We start from the raw sequence: 1,160 nt of genomic DNA, 5'->3' as shown, positions 1-1,160 counted from the left end.
CTCTTGCTGATGAAATTTATCAAAAGGAGGTTACATACAAAGTCCGCCAGATACAATGCCACTTTGTTATTTCGGGAAATTATGATGATTTATTGGCGCATGATCGCGCTTTGCCCCATCTGCACAAGGCATTGGCTCTCTCTCAAGAGATTGATAATTGGACGATGATCACAAAAGCGTTATTGAACATGGGTCACTGTTATAGCAGAATTGGAAGCTTTCAGGCAGTGCCTTTTTATCATGAGGCCATTAAAGCAGCCAAAAAGGCAAAAGCTAAAGAAATCACAAGCGCTTATTATGATTTAGCTTTAATTCATTTCACCAAAGATGAAAAACCAGAAGGACAAGAATGTTTTGAAAAGGCCAAAGAATACGCTCATGAATTCCAGGATGACTTATGTTTGTATTTGCTGGGCGTTTTAGAAGCGTTGTTCCTCAAACAAGCGGACAGATCGAAAGTTCTGGAGGCTTTTGAACCACTTAAAGATGGCCGGGGTTATCCTTATCTGGAGGAGCTGGCTTTAGTTGCTGCGGAATTTTATACTAAAAATGGGCGTCTGGATGATTCTGTTTTTTTCTTCAAGCAGATGGTGGATGCTCAAAAACAAATTCAAAGGGGCGATTTCCTGTATGAAATGTAAGAGCCTTTTTTCCGTAGCCATCATCTTAGGGGTATTAACGCTAGGCGTAGCTGGTTTTTCTTATGTAGATCACGGCGATACGCACGTTGCTTCGAGAAATGCGACTTGATGAAAAAAGCAAAGTGAGGAGCGAATTTTCTGTATGAAATGTAAAAGCCTTTTGTCAGCAGCCATCATTTTGGGAGTGTTAACGCTGGGTGTGGTTGGATTTTCTTCTGAAGTTCAAAGCGATGCACAGATTGCGATACGAAATGCAACGTGATGACCAGCGGATTATGTTTTATTAGACGGACTCATGTGTTCCGTCTTTTTTTTGTGTGTCTATAAACGCTCAAAATCAATTCTGAGCGTTCCTGGGATAAAAATAGACTAATGATACCTGAGAGTTTAAAAACGGCTCATATGGCCATTAAAATGATTTTTAGGATATTCATTATTCGACACAATTCGACATGGACCATAAGACGAAGAAAAAGTGATATGGAGTGAGTGCCATCTATGCACCGAGAGGTGCTGAAT

1 pseudogene is annotated in these 1,160 nt (G+C 40.3%); it reads left to right on the top strand.

Features of this window, described 5'->3' with window-relative positions:
* Positions 1-641, top strand: a pseudogene (locus ACFU9E_RS35595) (hypothetical protein); the annotation flags it as partial.
* Between the last annotated feature and the right edge of the window lie 519 nt (positions 642-1,160).

Source organism: Kitasatospora sp. NPDC057595, assembly GCF_042800875.1.
GTDB lineage: Bacteria > Actinomycetota > Actinomycetes > Streptomycetales > Streptomycetaceae > Kitasatospora.
This window is presented reverse-complemented; position numbering and strand designations above follow the sequence as displayed.